Annotated in this window: 18 protein-coding genes and 4 pseudogenes; 6 read left to right on the top strand and 16 right to left on the bottom strand. The window is 64.6% G+C overall.

Annotation, left to right across the window (positions count from 1 at the left end; genetic code table 11):
* Positions 1 to 281: 281 nt before the first annotated feature.
* Positions 282 to 554, bottom strand: a pseudogene (locus H7I57_RS17060) (IS3 family transposase); the annotation flags it as partial.
* Between H7I57_RS17060 and H7I57_RS17065 the strand changes: the two are divergent.
* A pseudogene (locus H7I57_RS17065) lies at positions 550 to 1,456 on the top strand (CoA transferase); the annotation flags it as partial. The pseudogenes H7I57_RS17060 and H7I57_RS17065 sit on opposite strands and share 5 nt — an antisense overlap.
* A 168-nt stretch (positions 1,457 to 1,624) precedes the next feature.
* Here H7I57_RS17065 and H7I57_RS17070 read toward each other — a convergent pair.
* From H7I57_RS17070 to H7I57_RS17120, 11 genes and pseudogenes are all read right to left on the bottom strand, one after another.
* Positions 1,625 to 2,485, bottom strand: a complete 861-nt coding sequence (locus H7I57_RS17070) for a mycofactocin-coupled SDR family oxidoreductase (RefSeq protein ID WP_264024838.1) — start codon at positions 2,483 to 2,485, stop codon at positions 1,625 to 1,627.
* 570 nt (positions 2,486 to 3,055) lie between these two features.
* Positions 3,056 to 3,532, bottom strand: a complete 477-nt coding sequence (locus tag H7I57_RS17075; RefSeq protein ID WP_264024839.1) for an Rv2253/PknI dimerization domain-containing protein — start codon at positions 3,530 to 3,532, stop codon at positions 3,056 to 3,058.
* A complete protein-coding gene (locus H7I57_RS17080) occupies positions 3,532 to 5,121 on the bottom strand; it encodes an MCE family protein (RefSeq protein WP_264024840.1) in 1,590 nt (529 codons plus the stop codon). Before H7I57_RS17080 ends, H7I57_RS17075 begins: the two co-directional genes overlap by 1 nt.
* Positions 5,121 to 6,326 carry an MCE family protein gene (locus H7I57_RS17085; protein ID WP_372510248.1) on the bottom strand — a complete coding sequence of 402 codons (1,206 nt, stop codon included), beginning with the start codon at positions 6,324 to 6,326 and terminating at the stop codon, positions 5,121 to 5,123. The genes H7I57_RS17080 and H7I57_RS17085 overlap by 1 nt, the downstream gene beginning before the upstream one ends.
* Positions 6,323 to 7,729 (bottom strand): MCE family protein, encoded by a 1,407-nt coding sequence (locus H7I57_RS17090; protein ID WP_264024842.1) that lies wholly within the window; start codon positions 7,727 to 7,729, stop codon positions 6,323 to 6,325. Before H7I57_RS17090 ends, H7I57_RS17085 begins: the two co-directional genes overlap by 4 nt.
* Before the next feature lie 3 nt (positions 7,730 to 7,732).
* Positions 7,733 to 8,821, bottom strand: coding sequence for an MCE family protein (locus H7I57_RS17095; RefSeq protein ID WP_264024843.1), 1,089 nt, complete (start codon positions 8,819 to 8,821; stop codon positions 7,733 to 7,735).
* Positions 8,818 to 9,846: an MCE family protein gene (locus H7I57_RS17100; RefSeq protein ID WP_264024844.1), complete on the bottom strand. Its 1,029-nt coding sequence runs from the start codon at positions 9,844 to 9,846 to the stop codon at positions 8,818 to 8,820. The genes H7I57_RS17095 and H7I57_RS17100 overlap by 4 nt, the downstream gene beginning before the upstream one ends.
* Positions 9,843 to 11,060, bottom strand: coding sequence for an MCE family protein (locus H7I57_RS17105; protein ID WP_372510249.1), 1,218 nt, complete (start codon positions 11,058 to 11,060; stop codon positions 9,843 to 9,845). Before H7I57_RS17105 ends, H7I57_RS17100 begins: the two co-directional genes overlap by 4 nt.
* A 217-nt stretch (positions 11,061 to 11,277) precedes the next feature.
* A complete protein-coding gene (locus H7I57_RS17110; RefSeq protein ID WP_264024846.1) occupies positions 11,278 to 11,730 on the bottom strand; it encodes a nuclear transport factor 2 family protein in 453 nt (150 codons plus the stop codon).
* 304 nt (positions 11,731 to 12,034) lie between these two features.
* A pseudogene (locus H7I57_RS17115) lies at positions 12,035 to 12,214 on the bottom strand (SDR family oxidoreductase); the annotation flags it as partial.
* A gap of 221 nt (positions 12,215 to 12,435) precedes the next feature.
* Complete coding sequence (locus H7I57_RS17120; RefSeq protein WP_264024848.1) at positions 12,436 to 12,873, bottom strand: Zn-ribbon domain-containing OB-fold protein; 438 nt, start codon at positions 12,871 to 12,873, stop codon at positions 12,436 to 12,438.
* A 92-nt stretch (positions 12,874 to 12,965) separates the two neighbouring features.
* Here H7I57_RS17120 and H7I57_RS17125 point away from each other — a divergent pair, with 92 nt between their 5' ends.
* Positions 12,966 to 14,159, top strand: coding sequence for a thiolase family protein (locus H7I57_RS17125; protein ID WP_264024850.1), 1,194 nt, complete (start codon positions 12,966 to 12,968; stop codon positions 14,157 to 14,159).
* Positions 14,160 to 14,427: 268 nt separating this feature from the next.
* Here H7I57_RS17125 and H7I57_RS17130 read toward each other — a convergent pair.
* The 4 genes and pseudogenes from H7I57_RS17130 to H7I57_RS17145 form a co-directional block, all read right to left on the bottom strand.
* Positions 14,428 to 15,331, bottom strand: a pseudogene (locus H7I57_RS17130) (transposase); the annotation flags it as partial.
* A gap of 25 nt (positions 15,332 to 15,356) precedes the next feature.
* Complete coding sequence (locus H7I57_RS17135) at positions 15,357 to 16,172, bottom strand: HAD-IIA family hydrolase (RefSeq protein WP_264024851.1); 816 nt, start codon at positions 16,170 to 16,172, stop codon at positions 15,357 to 15,359.
* 46 nt (positions 16,173 to 16,218) lie between these two features.
* Positions 16,219 to 17,688 carry a PH domain-containing protein gene (locus H7I57_RS17140; protein ID WP_264024852.1) on the bottom strand — a complete coding sequence of 490 codons (1,470 nt, stop codon included), beginning with the start codon at positions 17,686 to 17,688 and terminating at the stop codon, positions 16,219 to 16,221.
* Complete coding sequence (locus H7I57_RS17145) at positions 17,685 to 18,167, bottom strand: PH domain-containing protein (RefSeq protein ID WP_264024853.1); 483 nt, start codon at positions 18,165 to 18,167, stop codon at positions 17,685 to 17,687. The genes H7I57_RS17140 and H7I57_RS17145 overlap by 4 nt, the downstream gene beginning before the upstream one ends.
* 41 nt (positions 18,168 to 18,208) lie before the next feature.
* Between H7I57_RS17145 and H7I57_RS17150 the strand changes: the two genes are divergently transcribed.
* From H7I57_RS17150 to pssA, 4 genes are read left to right on the top strand one after another with little or no spacing between them, the layout of a single operon-like run.
* Positions 18,209 to 19,147: an SDR family NAD(P)-dependent oxidoreductase gene (locus H7I57_RS17150; protein WP_264024855.1), complete on the top strand. Its 939-nt coding sequence runs from the start codon at positions 18,209 to 18,211 to the stop codon at positions 19,145 to 19,147.
* The gene (gene moeA, locus H7I57_RS17155) at positions 19,147 to 20,337 is read left to right on the top strand and encodes a molybdopterin molybdotransferase MoeA (RefSeq protein WP_264024856.1); all 1,191 of its coding nucleotides are present in this window, start codon (positions 19,147 to 19,149) and stop codon (positions 20,335 to 20,337) included. The genes H7I57_RS17150 and moeA overlap by 1 nt, the downstream gene beginning before the upstream one ends.
* 60 nt (positions 20,338 to 20,397) lie before the next feature.
* A complete protein-coding gene (locus H7I57_RS17160; RefSeq protein ID WP_264024858.1) occupies positions 20,398 to 21,096 on the top strand; it encodes a phosphatidylserine decarboxylase in 699 nt (232 codons plus the stop codon).
* On the top strand, positions 21,093 to 21,956 hold the full coding sequence (pssA, locus tag H7I57_RS17165) for a CDP-diacylglycerol--serine O-phosphatidyltransferase (protein ID WP_264024860.1): 864 nt from the start codon (positions 21,093 to 21,095) through the stop codon (positions 21,954 to 21,956). Before H7I57_RS17160 ends, pssA begins: the two co-directional genes overlap by 4 nt.

Below are 21,956 nucleotides of genomic sequence, written 5' to 3' on the forward strand. Positions count from 1 at the left end.
TGTGATCCTCGAGAAATCTCATTCTTTCACCACGACAGGGCATTTCGCTGTTACAACCCGCCTCCCATCCCTACCTCATCGGTGAATCCAGGCTAAGCGACTTGTGTCTGGATCTCGACGAAGAACTGCACCGGGTATTGATCGAGAAGTTGTTCCCACGTCATGGCGATGTCATGACGTCCACAGAGTGGGCGTCGTAGTACCGGAAATGTGCCCTCACAGCCCGACCCACGCGGCGACTGCCAGCCCGCGCGTGGCAGAAGCGTTATGAACACGGCTTACTCCAGAACGCTGCGCACCAGCGGGGTGGCCTTGGTCCACCTTACCCGCCACCCCAGATTTTGCCGCGAGTAGACATCGACGCAGAACGCGGTGTAGACGAATGTGGCCAGGGTCCAGGTGTAGGTGAAATCAGCCACCCACCGCTGGCCGGGGCGGTACGGGCGCCCCCACTGACGCTCGATCGGATCCGGGTGCCGCGCCGCGCCAGGATCCGCAGTGGTGGTGATGGTGTGCCGCTTGCCGCGCACCACCCCGGAGATCCCGCAGATGCGACTCCACCAGACCCGCGCGTCGCCTGGTGCCCTCTTTGGCTGCCATGGGGCCGGCTTCGTCGCAGTGCCACTGGCCGGAATGACGCTGGCGCAAATGGGCGCCGACGTCACCCGGGTGGATCCCATTGGCGGCGCCGCCGACTATCGGCGATGGCCCATCACCGAGTACGGCGAAAGCATCTACTGGGCGGGGCTGAACAAGGGCAAGCAGTCGGCAGCTATCGATGTGAGCTCCGCCGAGGGACAGCAACTCATTCAGCGGCTCATCGTGGATGCCGGCATACTGATCACCAATATTGCCGGAAGACAGTGGCATTCACACGCCACCCTGGCGGCACAGCGACCAGATTTGATCCAGATCAAGATTTCCGGGCGTGCCGACGGCGGCGCCGGGGTCGACTACACCGTGAACGCAGGTGTCGGATTTCCCATGGTCACCGGTCCGGAGGCATTGGCAACGCCGGTGAACCACGTGCTGCCTGCATGGGATGTCGCGTGTGGCATATACACCGCGCTCGCGGTGACCGCGGCGCTTCGACACCGCGAACAGACCGGTGAAGGTCAGCGGATCACAACTCCATTGGAGAACGTCGCGCTGGCGACGTCGGGCAACCTGGGATTCCTAACCGAGGTAATGGTCAACGGTGTCGCGCGAGAACGGATAGGCAACTCGCTATACGGACAGTACGGCCAGCACTTCGTCAGCGCGGATCGCACGTCGTTCATGGTCGTCGCGCTGACCGGGCGGCACTTTCGCGACCTCACAGAGGTGACAGGAACCGACGAATGCCGTTGCAGCGCTTGGCCAGACGCTAGGCGCTGAGCTGACCGACGAGGGTCAACGGTATCGCCATCGCGGTGCTCTCACTGGCCTGTTCACCGTGTGGTTCAGCGGGCACACTCGTCGACGCTGGGTGCAGCCTTTCCTCGTCGGTACAGGCCTGAGGGTCGGCGGGCAAACTCGCCATACGAGCACGTGTGTCGGCCGCTCACGTATCCGTCTTCCGATTCAAATCTCGCCGCAGATCCGTCGCGTTTTCTTCGCGGCCACGGCCGCGAGTCGCGCTTGGTCAGATGTGGTAGTCGTACCACTTCAGATAGGAACCAGCGTCCACACGCAACTGCACACCGGTGACATAGCGTGCCTCATCGGACGCAAGCCAAAGCACCGCGTTACTCATATCCTCGGGCTCGACGTAGGGAACCGGCATCGCCTGCTGGACAGGGAATGTGAGCTCAGCATCCTCTCGGGTCGGCTTCTCCAAGTCGGGCCGGAAGACTTTGTACATAGGCTCGCTCTGGAGCATTGGTGTGTTGCAGTTGGTCGGATGTAAAACGTTGGCCCGAATGCCGCGCGGGGCGAGTTCGGTCGCGAGATCATGGACGTACTGCGACAGCAGTCGCTTCGAGACCGAGTACGCCTGTCCGCCCATGTCCGCACCGGGATTATCCTTCTTGCTCAAATCCATCAGCGCAGCCGTCGAGCCCGTCGCGATGATCGAAGCGCCCGGTTCAAGATACGGCAGTGAGGCCTGGATCGCGTTGATCGTTCCAATGAGATTGGTGTTGATGGTGTCCGACCACGCCTTGATCGCGGGCTCCCCGGTGAGTCCCATGATGCCAGCTTGAGCAACCACGATGTCCAGCTTGCCAAACTCGTCGACGCCTTGCTTGACGGCAGCAGCAACCTTTGATGCGTCGGCCACATCCGCTACGACGGTGACCACGCGCTGACCGGTCTTCTCGATGAGGTTCGCTGTCTCTTCAAGGTCCTCAGGGCTGGCCATCGAGTATCCGACGGTCTCGAAGTCCTTGCAGATGTCCAGCGCGACGATATCGGCGCCCTCTTCGGCGAGTCGCACGGCGTGGCTACGGCCTTGACCGCGCCCGGCACCCGTAACGAAGGCAACTTTACCTTGAACACGTCCCATGCGATTTCCTCTCTAGAACGGCGACTCGCGTCAAAACCGTCAACCAGTAACTGCACGCCCTAACCAAAGGCGGCGCAGAACCCTTTGTTGCACAACAGTTAGACACCTTCGGGTGGCTCGAAGGCCCCGGCGCCGAGCACAACAGCACTCAGCGATGTTGACGCTATGTTAGTGTGCCAGGCACGCTCATGTCAATGAACGACATTTGTATATGATTGGCACAAACTTGGGTGTCGGGCGGCGATTCCGAACCGGAGTATCACGGAAACCCGAGTCTCACAAACTCTTTCAGATATGCTTCGAATTTCAGACAATCTCTCCTGTTACCCCAGGCCAACGGTCTGCTCCGCCGTTCGGGCCCAGGTCGCGCAACACCTCATCGGATGCTGCCCGATCTGAGCGCAACCGGTCTCGAACTGGGCCGGCGTGCAGGAGAAGACCATCTGCGAACGCGGTTCGCGCACCAAGCTGGCCTCGGGGTGTTCCCACTCGACCGGCCAATCCCTGGTCGGAATCCAATAGTCCGAGCCTCCGGGACCAGGACAGTTCACTCATCCTGACTCTGGTCGGCTATATCGGCGTGAGCTTAAACGGCATCTCGATGGTCAACCAACGGTTGATGCCGCAGGCGCCGCTGGGGCCGACAGTCTTGTCCAAGCCGATAAATTGTGACGGATTGGCCGGATCCACCCAGAACGTGAAGTGTTGCTCACCGGCGACCGCTGGGGCGCCAACGCACTTCACCCAACCCTCGACGGTGTGAAACACCACCCACTGTCCAGCACGGTATTTCAATTCGCCAGTCCAGCCCTGACTAGTGGTCACCTGACCCGTGCAATCCATGAACGTGCGGCATGTCGAGGTCACTGTCCATGTACTCATGACTGGCAACTCGTTGTAATACACCTGGTTCTTCTTCGCCCAGTCACCGTCGGAGAAGGCGGTGTAGGTCCCGTTGATCGCCACATCCGAAGGGGACGCTACTGCGGGCGCAATGGAGCCACACCACAAAGCCACCACCAGCGTGCCGATCTTCGCGAACGACATCACGATCCGTTCTCAGGCAACACGAGTCCCTGCCACGTCCTGGCCGGATTACCAGCCAGATTAGTCTGCGTTTGGACGGTCCCGTCGGGGGTCAGATATCGGCCGGTCCGCGGGTCGTACTCGACTGCCGTGACACGAGGCCCTGCAGCAGCGCCGGTGTCATATGAGCTGGGAGCTATCACCGCGAGTGGACCGCCAGGGGGTGGTGGAGTCCCGATACTTGGATCAGGCGGGTTGGGTACAGGCGGAACCGTCGGCGGCAAGGGATCGCCACCAGGCATGGGCGTGCCCTCGATTGGTCCGTAGATATGCGGCTCCCTCTCCCCGAGTACCCGTTGGTCGATCGGGACGCCCTGCGCAACCAAGTTGGGGTCAAAGGGATCTGGCCCCAGGGTATGTTGACGCATCGCCGCGGGCTTATAGGGCTTGTCGCTGTTGCAGATCTCGACAGTGGGCGCACGCTTGCCGGGATGGCCCATGCACGGCAGATTCCTCGCGCCGCGTACAGCGATCGGCGAGTCCTGAGGAAGCTTGCAGTACAAGCCGTCTGGTGTGTCGATGGTGGTGGTATCAGCAGGTGAACGCCACTGAGACGGTGGCAGGAAGCCCACGGTGCATGGTGGCGTATCGCCCATCTGTGCACGAAAATCTGCAAGGGCGATTCCCGTCGAATTGTTCTCGGGTCCTGACGACTGGAGGTAAGAAAGGTAAGGGGGCAGCAGCACCAACAGCTGTTCGAGCGACGGGCGGTACGTCACCGCCACCTGGCCAAGACTGGACAGGTTTGCCAGCAGTATGGGTAATGTCGGCTTTATCTGATCGAGCAGCTGGGACGCCTCGCCCAACGCACCGGGCCCAGCCTGGAGCAATCCTCGTATCTGGGGGTCGTTTGCGACGAGCTGGTCGGTCACGCCAGCCAGGCTGCGGGCCCACAAGCGAGTGTTATCTGCCGACTCAACCTGCCCGTCGAGGAGAGGTCCGCTGTCGTCGATCAGAGTTCGCGTCTGGTCGGCGACGCTCTTGAGGTCAGCGCTCAGGGTCGCGCCGGACTCCAGCAGCGATCCGAGGTCATACCCTGCCCCGTTGAGTCCCTGGAAGGACTCGTCCACCAGTGTGCTGAGTTTGTCCTTTGGTATGGACCCCAACAAGGCGCTGACCCGGTCCAGCATCGGCCCGACCGGCTGCGGGATACTGACGTCGCTGGCAACGATCACCGAGCCGTCAGCCAGGTAGGGCGACTCGTCGTGGCGCGGCTTGAGCTCCACGTACTGCTCACCGACCGCTGAGAGACTGCGCACTTCGGCGACAAGGTCGGAGGGAATCCGGGGCTTGCTGTCCAGAGACAGCTCCGCTTGCGCCCCAGTGGGAGTCAGCGTGATGTCCATGACCTTGCCGACCTGCACGCCACGGTATGTGACGTTAGAGAATCGATACAGCCCGCCGCTGGCGGGCAATTCCATGGTCACGGTGATGTGCCCAAAGCCCAGGAGCGCAGGCACCTGGAGATACACGACGGCCATCGCGGTCATCCCGATGACGGAAGCCATCGCGAACACGATCAGCTGTACCCGAATGAAGCGCGTGAGCATCAGCCACCTGCTCCCTGCGGCACCGGCGGAATGCTTTCAGGCTCCGCTCCGGGCGGCATTGGCGCGGCAGCGGGAAGCTCGTCGGCGGGCAGCGGCGCAATCGGAATCCCCAGTGGGTTCCGGGCATAGAAAGTCTCGTAACCCGGATCGCCCGGAGCCGGCACGAGCGGTAGGTCGGTGTTTCCGAAGCGGGTGCCGTTCAGGAGGTCTCGCTTGAGGCGAGTTCTGGTGAGGTCCAATACGACGAACAGATTCATGTAGTCGCCGCGGGCGCCCCTGTCGATGACGTTCTGACCGAACGGCGCCACCGTTACCCAGGCCAGTCCACTGTCGATGTCGGGGCCGACGTCTGCCATCGCGCGCACCGTGGGACCGAGGTTGTCCAGGTTGCGTACCAAATCAGCCTGAGTGTCGTTGACCACTGCTGACGCAACATCGCTGAATTCGCCCAAACTCTTCAGGGCGGTCACGAAGTTCGGTCGCTCACGGATCAGCACATCAAGCGCCGGAGGCAACTCATGAAGCGCTTCAGAAACCACCTCGCGCTGTTCTGCGAACTGGCCCGACAGTCGGTTCAGAGCCTGGATAGAAGCGACCACTTCCTGGCGCTGGTCGTCGAACACCCCCACGAACCGGTCCAGCCGCGCCAGGAGGTCACGCACTGCGCCTTCCCGCCCTGATAGCGCCAGGTTGAAGTTGTGGATGATGTCACCGATCTGCCCCAGTCCACCGGCGTTCACCAGGGCTGACAGTGAGGACAACGTCTGTTCCGTCGATGGATAGGACGACGATCTCGCAAGTGGAATAATCGGCCCGGGAGGTATTACTCCGCTGGCTTGCTGCCCAACCGGCGGATCCAGCGCCAAATGCATAGACCCAAGTAGACTTGTCTGACCCACTGTGGCCACAGCATTCGCTGGAATCACGACACCGGGCCGAACCGATACCTCGACGTCGGCATGCCAATTCCTCACAGACATCGGCCCAACGCTTCCGACGATGACGTCATTGAGCATCACCGGCGAATTAGATTCCAAAGTACCGACATTGGACACTTCGACGTGAAAGATGTGCGCGGAATCGCCGCGGCCGACAGTTCCGGGTAGCGGCAGCGAGTTCAGACCGCTGAAGCTGCATCCGGTCACGCACAGCATCCCCGCGAGCGATGCCGACATCAATCGACCGAGAGTTCTGGCCCTGATCATGATGACGGGGTCCCTGCGTCGACCGGGGCGGGACCGGGCGGCATCTCCGCAGGCAGAAGCGATGGCGGTGGTTCGCCGGCGGAATGCTGGCCGGTATCTATGCCACTGCCGGACGGCGCCATCAGGTCCTCAAGGTTTTGTGGCTGGCTAGGCAGAAATCCGGGCGGAGGCGGCACATCGCCGGACCCCGTGTAAGCCGAGACCGAAGGTGGGTCGAGCGGCCCAGGCGCTGTGCCTTCATTACCCGGGATCAGGGCCGGATCCGTGTAGATCAGTTTGGACGCCGGGGGCGTAGACATGAGGAACGGGTTCAACGGCAGCGGAATGTTGTTGAGGCTCACTGTGTCCAGCCCAGGGCCGAGATACAGGTTGCACAGTTTTGCCGTCTCTGCCGCCGTCACGTTTTCGAGTGCGCCAATCTGATTGCACAGGAAGGCCTTGGGATTCGACAGGTTGTTGAGCGTGAACACGCCGGCAGCATTTCCGGTACGCGGATCAAACATGTTGTAGGTATTCGCGATTGCAGTCGGCGCCACATGCAAAACCTGTTCAAGGTCGGTTTGATTATCGACTAAGTTCTGCGTCACGGCTGCCAGCCGATGAATCTGTTCAGCAGTCTGATCTCGACTTCCGCTGATGAACCGCTGCACTTGCCCAACAACATCCGAGATATTGGTGAGAGCGGCGTCGAGATCCGACCTGCTGCCGTCCAAGACGCTGGTCAATGTCGCCAGCCGGCCCTGAAACTCGACAATCTGTTCATTGCTCGATCTCAGCGTGCTGATGAACGCCTGTAAATTCCTGATGATGTCCACGATATTGCCCCCGCCTTCGGCGAGCACGCGCCCGACACCCGAGAGTTCAGTCAGCGTCTGGCGCAGCTTGGCGCCATTGTCGCCCAGCGCGTTTGCGGCACTGTTGATGAATCGGGATACCGAAGTGTCTGACACGCCGCCGTGCGGCCCGAGTTCTGTTGCCAGCCGGGTCAGTTGCTCCTTAACCGAATCCCACTCCACCGGGATCGCCGTTTTCTCAAGCGGTATCGTTCCGCCATCGACCATGACGTCGCCGCCGACATACGGAGGGGTGAGCTGTACGTATCGCGCGGCCACCAGGCTCTGAGCGACAATCACTGCGTTGGCCGCTGCGGGCACAGCTACTCCGTAGTCGACTTTTAACACGACAGCGGTGCGATCGCCCTGGGGAACGATGTCCGTGATGGTCCCGACCTTTACCCCGACGACACGCACCTCGTCACCGGGATAGATCCCGGTGGCTGACGTGAAGTACGCCGTGATCGTCTTCGGGCCGAAGTACCTTTGGCCGATGACAGACCCCACTGCCGCCACGAGGAGAAAGGCGAGTGTGGCACCAGTTATTCGGGCCAATCGTCTGGTGGGCATCAGTTACCCCCCCTGCTGGATGATGGGAATTCCGTTGCGGGGGAAGGGGATCTCGGCTCGTGGGCCGGTACTATCCGGCGGTTGTCCGGCATCGACTCCGCGGCGGAACCCAAATGCGTAGTCGAAGAAGGGCTGCATGAACATCGGCATGGACAGGTTTGGTACGTGCGCCACGTAGTAGGGGCCGGTGGCGACCGACTCGCTGAGGGTGCTCTGATACTTGGCGTACAGCGGCACCGCCTTGGCGATGTTGTCCCGGCTGCGCTCGAGCATCTCAGTCACCGAGTTCAGCTGCTCCAGTGTCGGTGCAAGCTCTTGCTCGTTGTCCGCAATGAGCCCACTGAGCTGGCGGGAAAGTGCCGATGTGCCGTTGAGCAGTCGCACGATCATCTGGCGACGCTCGACGAGCACCGCCAACAGGTCGTTGGAGTTGAGGATGAGTTCGTTGACTTGCTGACTCTGCGTTGCCAGGACGTCGGTCACGTCACCTGCGTGGCGCAGGAGTTCACCGATGGTTTCGTTGCGGCTGTTGAGCGAAGTGGAGAGCCGGCTCAATCCGTCGAAGGTCGGCCCCAGTTGCGGTGCGATCTGGTCCAAGGTCGTGGCGAGAGTATCCAGCGAAGTGTTCAGCGCCGCTGTGTCGGTCGCGGCGGAATTGGTAGTGAGTTCGCTGACAGCCTCAGTCAGTGAATAGGGGGACCCGGTACGTGACGTCGGTATGACCGCGAGGGGCTCCAGCGTGCCGCTCCCCGCAGACTCCAGCGTGAGCACGCGTGCTCCCAACAGAGTACCGGTTCGAATGTGTGCCGTAGTTTGGGATCCCAACGACACCCCGCTCGTCACCGTGAAGGTGACCAGAGCGTGTGGACCGCTAAGGGACACATCGGTCACGGATCCGACTGAAACACCGGAGACCTTGACGTCATTGCCAACGGCCAACCCGCCCGCTTCGGTGAACACCGCGGCGTATTTAATCGCCGACATCCATCCGATGATGCGTTCCGGTTGCAGGCCGACCGCGATGATAAGCAGGATCAGCACGACGCCGATGAATCCTGACCTGATGAGATGCGTCCCGCGATACTTGATCATGAGGGCTCAGCGCACCTTCCGCCTTCTTGCTTGTACACCGGGAAAACAGCGGTCCGGTTTTCCAGATCCGACACTCGAGCCGTGAGGCCGCACAGGTAGTAGTTGAAGAAGCTGCCGTAGGCACCGAGTCGGGTCAGCTTGTGGAGATTCTCGGGCGCCCTCTCCAGCGCCGCCTCGATCCGATCCTGCTGTCCAACCAGGGAAGGTGCGAGTCGGTGCAGTTCGTCGACAGTCGTTGCAAGGGGCGGCCGCGCCTGGGTCAGCAGGTCAGCAAGTGAGGCGGTGCCTGCGCTCAACGACTCGATCGCCGACCCGATTGGCTCCCGCTCTGCGGACAACTCACCAACGAGTTGGCGGAGCCGCTGGATCGTGCCGGAGAATTGCTCACCGTCCTTGGCCAGTGTCGCCATGACGCCATTGAGATTGTCGATCAACTGCTCGACGACCTGACTGTTGTCCGCTAGGGCGTTGGTGAACGTCGACGTATGCGCCATCAGTGATTCGATAGTGCCGCCCTGGCCTTGCATGATCTGGATCAAAGAGGACGTCAGCGCGTTGATGTCCTGCGGATCGAGGCCCTGTACAACCGGTTTCAGCCCCCCAAGCAGTAGGTCGAGGTCGAGGGCGGCCGAGGTCCGGTCGTCGGGGATCTGCGAACCGGCAGGCACGACGCGGGTCGATCCGGGTGCGTCGAGCAGTTCGAGGTAGCGATCCCCGACGAGGTTGAGGTATCGCACGGCGGCCTTGGTGCCAGTGGTCAGCACGATGTCGTCATCGGCGTCGAAGTCGACCACGACGCGTTTGTCGTCGCGCAGCGTGACGCCCGTAACCGTGCCGATCCGAATGCCGGCGACTCGGACCGAGTCGCCCGGTCGAAGCCCGGAAACGTCACCGAACACAGCGCTGTAGTTATCGCTTGCCCCCGTTCGGTATTGACTGAAGACGACGATGAGGAATGCCGTGAGCAGTGACATGGTGAGCGTGAACACCAGGACTTTGACCGGGACCGCAATCTGCCGCATCATCCGGGCTGACCGATCTGCGCGGTGTTTCTGGGCGGGCCGTCGATCGGTCCGAACAGATGTTGCTTCAGCCCGTCGGAATTCAGGAGGACGTTCTGATTGCCGTAGGGCCACGGCGTGGCACCGGTGTCGGCGACGACGAACGGCGGCCGTTTCTCGAAGCCGACCACCGGCATCCCGGTGCACTGCGGGCCGCCCTGAGCACTGACCTTCGGGACATTCGATGGATAGCGGTACCGTTCTGCGCCCGGCGTGAGTCCAATCAACAGCTCGATGCCGGGAACGCGCGACGGCGAACCCTTGGACATGTACACCGTCCCGCCGAGCCCGCAATAAATTGCCTGGTTGTATTCGTTAGTCAGATCCGTCACTGGCGCAAGTAGATCGAGCACTGTCGTCAACCGTTCACGGTTACTACCCAGCACGTCGGTGCCGACATTGCCGAGGCCGATGGCGCTGAACAGGAACGCGTCGAGGTTCTGCTCTTGTCCGACGACCGTACCGCTCAGGTCTGTGACGTTCTTCAGGACCGTCACAAGGTCTGGCGCCGCGTCGGCGAACGAATTCAATGCGGCCGGCGCGGTCCGGATGTCTTGTGCGAGGTTGTCCAGACTCGGATCGAGACGAGCCAGGGTGTCGTTGAAATCGCTCAGGGTCTGCCCCAACTGTTCACCGCGCCCGTTGAGCGCCGAGGACAATGTGCCGAGCACTTGGTTAAGCTTTACTGGCTCGATCGTCGCGATCACCGAACTCAACTGTTGGAACACAGTGTTGATCTCGACCGTGACGTGGTCGGCTTGGATTACGGCGTCAGCCGAGATCGTGTCCATCGACAGCGTTCGCGGCGGAATCAGCTCGACGAATTTGGCGCCGAAGACTGTTGACGAAGCAACATCCACGCGCACGTTGGACGGAATCATGCCCACCTGAGCTGAGTCCAACGCGAGGTGGATGATCGCCATTCCGTCCGGACGGTCTTCGATGGAGGCCACCTTACCCACCTGCACACCGCGCATCTTGACCTTGGCGTCGGGGTTCATCAGCAGACCGGCCCGCTGCGATACCACCATGACCGGCACCGTCGAATGAAACGCACCGCGAAAGGAGAATACAGCCAACACGACGACCATGATCAGACCGAGAACTGCCAAGAATCCAATCAGCGGGGACTTCACCGATGAGAGCGTCATCCGCTGCATTCCCGTCGGCTGAGTCATCGGCGGCCAACGACAAAGCTGTCAATCGGCCGGCCGGAACCTCTCGTGCAACACGGGGCGACTGCCCGCCTTCGTTCGCTAACCACAGGCACCGGCCCAAAGTACGTGAATGCCACCTCTCCAGCAAGAGAATGGTGCTTTTCGTAATTTGCGACGAAGTAAAGCATCCACGACTCGGCGCGCGATAAGAACCCGGGACTGGTGCGGCTCAGTTTGCTCAGCGTGCGTTGGAGGATTCGGGGTTCATGAGGCTCTTGTCCGAGAACCCATCGACTTTGATCTTGCGCGACGCGAACAGACACTTTCCATCGACCGGCACCAAGACGTCGCGATAACGTCCCCAATGATCACAACCCACATCGGTAAAGACGATGAAATAGCTGCTCGACTCGACACGGTCCAGCTCGACCTGGGAAATCCGAACGCTGGATACGTGGTGGCGGACATACGTCGGAGTGGGGCCGGAGCCTAAACCGGAAAGTTGCGCTCTCAACCCCGCCTCAATCTGAACGCGGCCGACCAGGGGTTTGGCCCCACTGGTGTATTCGAGGGTTCCATCGGCGATGAAACAAGATGCCAGCAGGGCTAGATCGAAGGCATCCGTGGCCGCGGTGTAATCGGCGAGCGTCTGCCTCACCGACTCGTGCAGCGTCAGTTCCCATGACTCCATGATCTAGCGCGACGACCGCAGGGTCCTGTGGCCCGGTCGACCGAGAACCGGTTCAGTCACCTGGTGGAAAAACCCATTCGGCGGATGATGAGGGTGAGCGGCAAGTTGCTGCCGGACGCCGATGAGCCGGGGATCGTCGGGCGCTGCCCCCGCCATCTCGCGGATCCGGTTGAGACCAGTGTCCGGTGACCGCATCGCTCCGACGACGCATCCCCTTTGCTTGTTCAGCCGGGCCGTTGAGGCCAGCCCCAGTCCCCTTGAGGCGCCGATGATGACGACGCTACGAGTCTTGGCCACGGGGCGGTTACTGGGGACCGTTGGGAAACTTCGGGTACACCCCTGCGTCCACCCGAATGTGCTGGCCGGTGACGCAGCCGCTCTCGTCGCTTGCGAGGAAGACCGCGAGGTTGGCGATGTCTTCGGGTATGACGTACGGGATTGGCATCCCATTAGCGAAGGTGAAAGCCGGTTCGGCGTCTTCACGGGCGGCGGATACGTTCCTGCCCGCGGGCAGCGCCAGTGATGTAGGCAACCTTGCCTTTGAGCCTTGCGGCCATTAGACCTCCGTCACTCACGGCACGGCCGTGCGCCGGCACCGAACTCCATTTCAACCTACGGCGTGTATGTTGAACGTTCAATAGGCAATATTCCGTGCGAGTGCCGAGACGCGCAGTCGACCCATCACATCGGCATGCCGCAAGGCCGTCACGCCGAAATCGGGACGAAGACAGGTACATAAGCCACCTCATCGCCAGCGTGCTGTCGCTCGAGACGCACCTCGACCGGCATGCCGCTATAGACCGAATCAGGCTCGCAGTCAACGATGTTGGCTGCGAGCCTGAGGTCGCGCTGCTCCTCGAGCTCGATGATCGCGATCACGTACGGTACCGGCACAGCCGGATTGAACGGCTGCCAGTTGACCGTGTAGGTGAGCACATTGCCGTGACCTGACACTGGCCGCGCTTCAAGCCTTGCTCCACATTCGGGGCAGTCATCTGCGGGTGGACTCACCCACAGGCTGCACTGCGTGCACTGAGTGATGTACAGCCGTCCATCAGCGCCAGCCGTCCAGAACTTCCGATTGCGATCCCGCAACTCAGGCAGGACTCGCGCGGGAATGGCGGGTGACGCGTGATCGGACATTGCCGAAAACGTACATTCTCATTGGTGGTCTTCACAACTCCGCGCACACGCCTCCAGGCCATGCGCGACTCTCTTAAGGCGGTAACGGACTAATGAACAACTTCGAGAAGAACGCGATCATCAGCGGCCTGGGTATCTCGCGGACCGGCAGGCGCACTGGCATCCCTGGTCTGGAGCTGTCGCTCGAGGCGGCAAACGCAGCGATCAACGATGCGGGGCTAGTAGCAGACGACATCGACGGGATCATCACCTTCGGCGACACGCCGCCGTCAGACGTCATCGCTGGTCTCGGAGCCAAGGCGGCAGACGTCGGATTCGGCTTCGCCACTGGCGGTGTCATCACCCCCGTCATGTCGGCAATTCTCGCCGTGGCCGAAAACCGCGCCCGACACGTGTTGGTCTACCGCACCGTCGCGATGCTGGGCGGGGCGATGACAGAGCAGCCGGTGTCGGCTTTGCTCAACCCATTGGCCGACCCACCAGCAGAACCGCGCACGCCCGGAATGCGCCGCAAGCTGAAGCCGTTCGAGGACATGGACGAATTAGTGTGCGCCCATGCCTACTCGGCTGCGAATTGGTTGGCGATGCATTGTCAGCGACATATGGATCTTTATGGCACGACCAAAGAGCAGTTAGGCTGGCTGGCGATCAACAGCAGGCGCAATGCCGGGTTGAATCCGCTTGCCGCCTTCCGGGAACCGATGACTATGGACGACTACCTGGCTAGCCGGCCCGTGTCCTCACCCTTCGGATTGTTCGACTGCGACGTGCCGATCGACGGTTCCATCGCATTGGTGGTCTCGCACGCCGATTTCGCGCGAGACTGTCGCCATCGTGCAGTCAAGGTTGAAGCGGTCGGCGGTACCTACGGTTCGGGCGGCTGGTTTCATCGCGACGACTTCCCGAAGATGGCGTCAGTCGAGGCCGCGGCCGAAATGTGGGCGCGTACCGACCTGCGTCCCTCAGACGTTGACGTCGCCGAACTCTACGACGGCTTCACGTTCTTGACGTTCGCGTGGCTGGAGGCGTTGGGCTTTTGCGAGGACGGCGAAGCCGGGCCATTCGTCGAGGGCGCGAAGCGGATTGCGCTCGAGGGCGAACTTCCGCTCAACACCTACGGTGGCCAACTGTCGGCGGGGCGCCTTCACGGATACTGGCTGCTGCATGAAGCGTGTCTGCAACTGCGCGGTGAAGCAGGTGATCGTCAGCTCGTCCGACAACCCGAGGTGGCCGTCGCCGCCGCGGGCGGGGGTCCGATTGCCGGATGCATGCTACTGACGCGCTGATCACACCCTCGTCACCTAGCCTCGCATCCACGGTTGCGCAGTGTGATGCTGTCACGTCTCAGTGTTGAGAGTAACGGCTTTCCTTTCGGGCCGGACGGCCCTGAATCCACGTCCGCGGCGGTCTCAGGCCACGCCCCGCATGGACGAATGGCACGCCGGGAGCACATGGCCATGACGGGGCTCGTCAACTGCACCATCGACGAGCCTGAGCACCGCAGCCGGAAGGGAAGAGCGCGTGGGTAAAGCACTGCTGCTCATGCAGTTCGACCTCGACCATCGGGCGGTAGCGACGATATTCGTTGAGCCAGCATAGTTTTCGAGCCTGTTTACGGGCGTTGAGTTGGAGTGCGTGGTGGGGTCCGATTTTGAGGTTTCTGCCGTCGATGCTGGTGGTGCACTGTGCGCGCAGCGCGCAGCCCCGACACGCAGTCCCGAACGTGGGCGTTGCCGCATGCGCTGAGGGGCCGAAAAACCCCGGCCGCGCAGGTCACAGTGCCAGCGCTGCGATCAACGGTGAAGTTATCGATAGTGAACCCGCCGGGCACAGCCGCGCGCCGGGGCGCAGGTTTGACCCGATCACGATGACGCGATCTCGTCAGGTGAGCGCGGAAGTCCCCAGTGCCGTAGGCCGAATCCGCCAGCACGGTCACCGGTGCGGTCTCACCGGGCCAGAAGCTGCGGCACCACTGCCGCGTCATGGGTGTCGACGCCGCCTGCCTCGGGTTCGACCGCGAGATGGCCTTTGAATCTGTCCTGGCGGCGGTGCACGCTCTTGTGGGCATGACGGGCCTCGGGATCGACGGTCGAGATCACCCGATCCGGCGCGACGCGGTGAGCGATCCGCCACCGCCCGTCAGTGCCATCGGAATCCTCGACGGGTTCGACGTCTTGACCGGCGATCAACGCCAACAACGCCACGGCCTCAGCACCGCGGGCACCGAGCTCCTGGTCGGGCAGATGACCCAGCAGCCGGTGAGCATCACCGACCAAAGCGTCGACCAATGTTTCCCTTTACCGGGGTCGTCGTAGTCATGGGCACGGCACTGAGAGGTGATCACCTCCGCGGCGCCGGGGATCTCCCGGCGCACTCGACGGATCGCCCCGATCAACTGCGTCACGGTGTCCTGGGTGGCCACCGCGTCATCGAGAATCGTGGAGTCCAACACCCGCCGCCACGCGGATTAATTCAGCAGTCTCCTACAGGCCCAGCAGCTCCGGCAGGTCAGCGACGGAATCGATGACGTGATTGGGTTGCATCGCGAATTCGTCTGCAGCCCAACGGTCCAACGTGTCCTGACGGAACTTGCCTGTCCGCACCAGCACGCCGGTCATACCGACGACCTGGGCGGCGAGGACGTCGTTGTTGAGGTCGTCGCCGACCATGTGCATCTCCTCGGGGTCCACCCCCAGCCGTGCGGCCGCGGACAGGAATCCCTCGGGCGCCGGCTTGCCGACCGCGGTGGCCTTGCGCCCCGAGGTCTCCTCCATCCCGATCAGATACATGCCGGTGTCGACACGCAGCCCGTCGGCGGTGGTCCACGCGGTGCTGCGGTGCATCGCCACGACGGGAACCCCCTGCGCCATCCAGTCGTACACCCACGACAACGTCAGGTGGCTGTACTCGGGTCCGGCCCCGCCCAGTAGCACCACGTCGGGAGTCTCCGGCGCGCGCGGTCCGCTGAACTCACTGGAGTACACGATGTCGATGCCGGGCATGTCCTCGGCGATCTGCCCACTGTTGACCAGGAAGCACCGGGCGTCCGGGTGACGGCTGCGCACGTAGTCGGCGGTCAGCACCGCCGCCGTGATCACCTCGTCGGCGGTGACGTTCATGCCCGCGTCGGTCAGCAACTCGGCGATCTGCGCGCGGGTGCGGGTGGTGGTGTTGGTGAGGTAGGCGCACGCGACCTGGTGGTCGGCCAGCGTCCGCAGCGTCTCGGCCGCACCGGGGATGGGCTTCCATGAGGTCACCAGCACGCCATCGATGTCGAAGAGCACTCCACCGATAGCCATGGTGCGACAGTAAACCGCTGCAGGGAGAGCGCAACTGGAGGCCCTGCTAGCCGCGGCTCCAGGAACTCTGCGCCACCCAGGGCGAGGTCGTCGCCGCCAGCGACCAGGCGATGTCGGCGGGCACGTCGACGACCTCGTAGCGCTTCACCCCGGCGGCGGTCGCCGCGATCAACGTGGCCACCCCCGCCCGGCGTTGCAGCAGTGTCTGGCGCACGGTCCAGCCGACGATGCCGGCCGCGGCCACGCAGTCGCGGCGCCGCGCCAGGCTGCCCGCCCGCGCCACCAGCCAACCGTCACCCACCCGGTGCCCCAGCGACCGGCACCGGTCGACGGCGAGGAACACGCTGCCCACCGTGAGCAGCACCAGCGCAGGCCACACCCAGACCGCGACACCGGCCGTGGCGGCGGTGATCGCCGTTGCGGCGGCCACCGCAGCGGGCAGCGCCATCGCCCTGGTCCAGCGCCGCCGGACCGCCGCGGGCCCGTGGGTGGTCAGCACGCCGGTGACGGCGTCCTGCCGGCCGATCAGGTCGGCCAGCACCGCCTCGGCGGTGCGCCGCGGGCACGGCGGCAGCAGCTGCGACGCCTCCCCGGCCCCGGCGACGCCGGTCATCACGGCATCCAGACGGGCGCCGCCGAACAGCCGGACCAGCAGTGGTTCCCGCAGCGTGCCGCCGCGCAGCCTGCGCATGTCGAAGGTGTGCTCACGAACCCGCAGCAGACCGTGAGAGAGGTGCAGGAGCTCGGCGTCGCGGCGGAGCTCCAGGTTGGCGTAGGCCAGCAGTGACTGCAACACCGACAGGGTCACGGAGGCGGCGAGCACCACCAGGGCGCCGATCACGACGCCCCCGAGCAGGCCGACCCCCTCCAGCGCCCCCGCACCCACCCGCGCCAGTCCCGAATCCTGCAGGGCTGCAACCACTCCCGTCTGGTAGACCACGCCGACCGCCGCGGCGATCATCAGCAGTCCGGTGAAGGTCAGCGGGCTGTAGCGCAGCCACGACGGCTGCCACCGGGCCAGCACCCGGCCCGGTGCGGCGGCGCGCTCGGCGTCGCCGCCGGCCGGTGCCAGCGAATCGGCCAGCAGCACGGCCCGCAATCCGGGCACCTCCCGCGCGGGTACCGCGTCGAGCGCGAACAAGGTGTCCCCGGCGGCCTCCCGCCCGGTGCTGACCTGCACCACCGTGAGGCCGAGCAGCCGGTGCAACACCCGCGCATCCGTGGACACCGAGCGAATTCTGTTGCGCGGCACCGAAAGCACGTTGCGCTGCAACACCCCGGTGCGCAGCTGCACATCGTCGGAGCCGATGCGGTAGGTCGTGGTGAACCACCGCGCCAGACCGTATCCGACGATCAGGCCGATGCCGATCAGCGTCCAGACCGGGTTGCCGGTCGCCGACCCGAGCACCAGCGACCCGATCAGCACCGGGATCTGGCGCAGCACCTCGTGCACCGGGTGCACCAGCAGCATGCGCGGGCTCAGGCGGTGCCAGTCCTGCGCGGCAGCCTGGGTCATGTGGCGTCCTCGGCGCCGAGCGCGGCGATGTCGGTCAACTGCGCGACCACCCTGTCGGCGACGTCGGAGTCCAGCGCCACGATCCGCACGGCGCCGGCCGACGACGCCGTCGTCACCGTCACGTTGGCCAGACCGAACAGCCGGTCCAGCGGACCGCGGTAGGTGTCGACGGTCTGCACCCGCGAGATCGGGGCGATCCTGCGCTCCTGCACCAGCCAGCCCGAGCGGGTGTACACCGCGGTGGGGTCCACGTCCCACCGGTGCACGCGGTAGCGCCACAGCGGGACCACGAGCACGAACACCGCGATGCCCGCGACGGTGCCGACCGCGGCGAGCACGTGCAGCCACGCGAACCGGCCGTCCACGGCAACCCACACGATCTGCGCCACCACCGCGAACAGCCACGGAATCGCCGCCCCGATCGCCCACACCAGCGGCGCCTTGCGGCTCGGACGGTGCGCCGGTTCAACGAGGTGCATGTATCGAGCATGGCCCATCGACGGCTCAGTATGTTGAACCCATGAGTGCCAAATGGACTGCCGCCGACGTGCCCGACCAATCCGGCAGGGTCGCCGTGGTCACCGGCGCCAACACCGGGATCGGCTACGAAGCCGCCGCCGTGCTCGCGCGCAAGGGTGCCGGCGTCGTCATCGCGTCGCGCAACCTCGAGAAGGCGCGGGAGGCGGCGCGGCGCATCGAGGCGGCCCATCCGCACGCCGACGTCGCGCTGCAGGAGCTGAACCTGGCGTCGCTGGCCAGCGTGCGCACCGCCGCGGACGAACTGCGCGCGGCGTATCCGCGGATCGACCTGCTGATCAACAACGCCGGGGTGATGTACCCGCCCAAGCAGACCACCGACGACGGCTTCGAGCTGCAGTTCGGCACCAACCACCTCGGCCACTTCGCACTTACCGGCCTGCTGCTTGACACCCTGCTGCCGGTCGAGGGCTCGCGGGTGGTGACCGTCGCCAGCATCGCCCACAACATCCAGGGCGGCATCCACTTCGACGACCTGCAGTGGGAACGCAGCTACAACCGCGTCGCCGCCTACGGGCAGTCCAAGCTGGCGAACCTGATGTTCACCTACGAGCTGCAGCGCAGGCTGGCCGCCGCGTCGTCCGAGTCCCCTTCCAGGGAAGCGCACACGATCGCCGTCGCCGCCCACCCCGGCATCTCCAACACCGAGCTGATGCGCCACATCCCCGGCACGGGGCTTCCCGGTTTCATCAAGCTCGCCGGCCTGGTCACCAACAGCCCACCCGTCGGCGCTCTCGCCACGCTGCGGGCAGCCACGGATCCCGGGGTGACGGGCGGGCAGTACTACGGACCCTCCGGCTTCCGCGAGTTGGTGGGCCATCCGAAACTGGTGCAGTCCAACGCCAAGTCCCACGACGTCGCCGTGCAGCAGCGGCTGTGGACGGTGTCCGAGGAACTCACCGGCGTGAAGTTCGGGGTGTGATGCGCTCCGTCGAAGAGCACCGGCGGGTGGTCGCCGCCCTGATCACCGCACGACAGCCGGTGACCCTTCCGGTCGCCGAAGCCCTCGGCCTGGTTCTCGCCGAGGACGTGGTTGCCACGTTGTCGCTTCCGGGCTTCGACAACTCTGCGATGGACGGGTACGCCGTCATCGGCGACGACATCGCGGCAGCGACGGACGACACCCCGGTGCGGCTGCCCGTCACCGAGGACATCCCGGCGGGCCGCACCGACATCCCGACGATCACGGCGGGCACCGCGCACCGGATCATGACCGGCGCTCCGCTGCCCTCGGGCGCGACGGCGGTGGTCCCCGTGGAATCCACCGACGGCGCGATCGACACCGTCACGATCAGGGCGAGCGTGCGGCCGGGCCAGCACGTCCGGCGCGCGGGTGAGGACGTCAGCGCGGGCACCACGGTGCTGCGCGCCGGCCAGGTGGTCACCCCCGCGGCGCTGGGGTTGGCGGCCGCGCTCGGGTTGAGCGAGCTGAAGGTGGTCCCGCGCCAGCGGGTGCTGGTGATGTCCACCGGCACGGAACTGGTGGCGCCGGGCACGCCGCTGCAACCGGGCCAGATCTACGAGTCCAACGCGGTGATGCTGGCCGCGGCGGTCCGTGACGCCGGCGGCCACGTGGTCGCCTCGCCGATGACCGGCGACGACGCCGAGGTGTTCCGCGAGACACTGGCCGGCCACACCGGTGACGCCGACCTCGTCGTCACCACCGGCGGTGTCAGCGCCGGGGCCTACGAAGTCGTGAAGGACGCGCTGACGGGGACCGTCGAGTTCGTCAAGGTCGCGATGCAGCCGGGCATGCCGCAGGGTGCGGGCATCCTCGAGGACGGCACGCCGATCATCACGCTGCCGGGAAACCCGGTCAGCGCGCTGGTGTCCTTCGAGGTGTTCATCCGTCCGGCGCTACGGGCCGCGATGGGGCTGCCGAACCCCGGACGGCCGCGGCGCACCGCGGTGCTGACCGAGGACCTCACCTCGCCGCGCGGGAAACGCCAGTTCCGCCGCGGCGTGCTCGACGGGGACACGGTGACCAGCTACGGCCCGCCCGCGTCCCATCATCTGCGCTGGCTGGCGTCGGCGAACTGCCTGCTGGAGCTCGACGAGGACACCGTGGAGGCGGCCGCGGGCGAGCGCGTGCAGGTGTGGGACCTGCGCTAGCGGGACCTCACCTGGCGGCCTGCTCCTCGCGCAAGCGCTCGTCGGTAGAATCGCTGCACGATGGCCAGACGCCCCGACCTCAAGACAGGCCCAGAGCGACTCGTGGCCCTGGTGCGCTCCTCCGTTCCTCCCATGCACCCCGCGGGTCTGCCGTTCGTCGGTGCGAGCCTCGCGGTCGCTGCGGTGGCGCGCCGGAACCGCTGGCTGCGCCGCGCCGGGCTCGCCTCCGCGGCGGCCAACGCCGCCTTCTTCCGGCATCCGCCGCGGCAGCCACCGACCAGGCCCGGTCTCGTCGTCGCACCCGCCGACGGACTCATCTGCCTGATCGAGGAGGAGATACCGCCGGGCGAACTCGGCCTTCCCGCAACGCCGTTGCCGCGTATCAGCATCTTCCTGTCCCTGCTGGACGCCCACGTGCAGCGGGCCCCGATCGGCGGGGAGGTCGTCGCCGTCGCGCACCGCCCCGGGCTGTTCGTCTCCGCCGACCTTGCCGCCGCCAGCGAGGACAACGAACGCAACAGCGTCGTCATCCGCAGCGCCGAGGGCGCCGAGGTGATCGCCGTGCAGATCGCGGGCCTGCTCGCCCGCCGGATCGTCTGCGACGTCACGCCCGGCGACAAGATCGGCATCGGCGACACCTATGGCCTGATCCGGTACGGCTCACGCCTGGACACCTACCTGCCCGCGGGCTCCAACATCCTCGTCGACGTGGGGCAGCGGGCACTGGCCGGCGAGACCGTGCTGGCCGAGTTGCCATGATCAAGCCCCGCAAGCGCCGGATCAAGGCTCCCGTCATGAGCGTTCGCATCCTGCCGAGCGCGATGACGGTGGCCGCGATCTGCCTCGGCCTGTCGGCCGTCAAGTTCGCCCTCGACGGCCGGCCGACCGAGGCGATGGCCTTCCTGGCGATCGCCGCCATCCTCGACGCGCTCGACGGGCGGCTCGCCCGCGCGCTCAACGCGACGTCACGGATGGGCGAGGAACTCGACTCCCTGGCCGACGCCGTGAATTTCGGTGTCGCACCGGCCTTCATCGTCTACGGCACGTTGTTGTCCACGTCCCGGATCGGCTGGATCGTGGTGCTGCTCTACGCGGTGTGCATCGTGCTGCGGCTGGCGCGGTTCAACGCGATGCTCGACATCGAACAACCCGACTACGAGAAGAAGTACTTCGTCGGCATGCCCGCCCCGGCGGGAGCGATCGGCGCGATCGGGCCCCTGGCCGCCAAGATGCAGTTCGGCGACGGCTGGTGGACGTCGGAGCCCGCCGTCGTCATCTGGATGATCGGTGTGTCGCTGCTGGTGGTCAGCACCCTGCCGATGCGCAAGATCCACACGTTCTCGGTGCCACCGAGTGCGGTTGCACCGCTGCTGGCGCTGCTGGCCATCGGTGTCGCCGCGGCGATCCTGTACGGCTACATCGTGATCATCGCGATCATCGTCGCCTACGTCATCCACATCCCGTTCGCCATCCGCACCCGGCGGTTCCTCGCAGCACACCCGGAGGTGTGGGATGACAAACCACGACAGCAGCGCGCGGCGCGCCGGGCGATCCGGCGGGCCCAGCCGCACCGCCGGTCGATGATGCGACTCGGGCTGCGCAGGCCGCCGAGGAGCTGA

Origin of the sequence: Mycolicibacterium pyrenivorans (assembly GCF_025821625.1) — a bacterium.
Taxonomy (GTDB): domain Bacteria; phylum Actinomycetota; class Actinomycetes; order Mycobacteriales; family Mycobacteriaceae; genus Mycobacterium; species Mycobacterium pyrenivorans.

Bases quoted from the DNA above. Each gene is read 5' to 3' on its own strand.
- H7I57_RS17070 (WP_264024838.1), bottom strand. From the start codon at position 2,485: ATGGGACGTGTTCAAGGTAAAGTTGCCTTCGTTACGGGTGCCGGGCGC.
- H7I57_RS17075 (WP_264024839.1), bottom strand. From the start codon at position 3,532: ATGTCGTTCGCGAAGATCGGCACGCTGGTGGTGGCTTTGTGGTGTGGC.
- H7I57_RS17080 (WP_264024840.1), bottom strand. From the start codon at position 5,121: ATGCTCACGCGCTTCATTCGGGTACAGCTGATCGTGTTCGCGATGGCT.
- H7I57_RS17085 (WP_372510248.1), bottom strand. From the start codon at position 6,326: ATGATCAGGGCCAGAACTCTCGGTCGATTGATGTCGGCATCGCTCGCG.
- H7I57_RS17090 (WP_264024842.1), bottom strand. From the start codon at position 7,729: ATGCCCACCAGACGATTGGCCCGAATAACTGGTGCCACACTCGCCTTT.
- H7I57_RS17095 (WP_264024843.1), bottom strand. From the start codon at position 8,821: ATGATCAAGTATCGCGGGACGCATCTCATCAGGTCAGGATTCATCGGC.
- H7I57_RS17100 (WP_264024844.1), bottom strand. From the start codon at position 9,846: ATGATGCGGCAGATTGCGGTCCCGGTCAAAGTCCTGGTGTTCACGCTC.
- H7I57_RS17105 (WP_372510249.1), bottom strand. From the start codon at position 11,060: ATGACTCAGCCGACGGGAATGCAGCGGATGACGCTCTCATCGGTGAAG.
- H7I57_RS17110 (WP_264024846.1), bottom strand. From the start codon at position 11,730: ATGGAGTCATGGGAACTGACGCTGCACGAGTCGGTGAGGCAGACGCTC.
- H7I57_RS17120 (WP_264024848.1), bottom strand. From the start codon at position 12,873: ATGTCCGATCACGCGTCACCCGCCATTCCCGCGCGAGTCCTGCCTGAG.
- H7I57_RS17125 (WP_264024850.1), top strand. From the start codon at position 12,966: ATGAACAACTTCGAGAAGAACGCGATCATCAGCGGCCTGGGTATCTCG.
- H7I57_RS17135 (WP_264024851.1), bottom strand. From the start codon at position 16,172: ATGGCTATCGGTGGAGTGCTCTTCGACATCGATGGCGTGCTGGTGACC.
- H7I57_RS17140 (WP_264024852.1), bottom strand. From the start codon at position 17,688: ATGACCCAGGCTGCCGCGCAGGACTGGCACCGCCTGAGCCCGCGCATG.
- H7I57_RS17145 (WP_264024853.1), bottom strand. From the start codon at position 18,167: ATGCACCTCGTTGAACCGGCGCACCGTCCGAGCCGCAAGGCGCCGCTG.
- H7I57_RS17150 (WP_264024855.1), top strand. From the start codon at position 18,209: ATGAGTGCCAAATGGACTGCCGCCGACGTGCCCGACCAATCCGGCAGG.
- moeA (WP_264024856.1), top strand. From the start codon at position 19,147: ATGCGCTCCGTCGAAGAGCACCGGCGGGTGGTCGCCGCCCTGATCACC.
- H7I57_RS17160 (WP_264024858.1), top strand. From the start codon at position 20,398: ATGGCCAGACGCCCCGACCTCAAGACAGGCCCAGAGCGACTCGTGGCC.
- pssA (WP_264024860.1), top strand. From the start codon at position 21,093: ATGATCAAGCCCCGCAAGCGCCGGATCAAGGCTCCCGTCATGAGCGTT.